This is a genomic window from Bacillus sp. SIMBA_031, assembly GCF_046535225.1.
Classification (GTDB): domain Bacteria; phylum Bacillota; class Bacilli; order Bacillales; family Bacillaceae; genus Bacillus; species Bacillus velezensis.
The window spans coordinates 1-349 of sequence record NZ_JAWRXC010000076.1 but is presented as its reverse complement, the minus strand read 5'-3'; the positions used below and the strand labels follow the sequence as shown (position 1 = coordinate 349).

The window sequence follows — 349 nt, the reverse complement described above, 5'->3', positions numbered from 1 at the left end:
AGGGAAAAATTATTCCACTTCTTCATCAGAGAAAATATGTATATGAGATAAAATAGTTCACAGAAAGATGGCCTTAAAAATGAAAAAAAATCGAAGAATATACTTTCAGTTATTATGGATAACCCTCTTTTTAGCAAATAATTACTCTATACAATCTCAAGTAAAAAATAACGATAAAAATTTAAAAATGAATTCATTTACAGATAAAGGAAACCACGCACCAAAAGAAAATTTTACCGGCACAGTTTGGGTCAATCTGAATATCGGAAAAGATGATGACTACAATACCATTATAGGAACCGTGACTTTTGAACCTAAAGCAAGAACAAACTGGCATACCCATACTACG

At 30.7% G+C, this 349-nt stretch carries 1 pseudogene; it reads left to right on the top strand.

Annotated features, from left to right (window positions below):
- Positions 1-79 precede the first annotated feature (79 nt).
- Positions 80-349, top strand: a pseudogene (locus tag SB724_RS19575) (hypothetical protein); the annotation flags it as partial.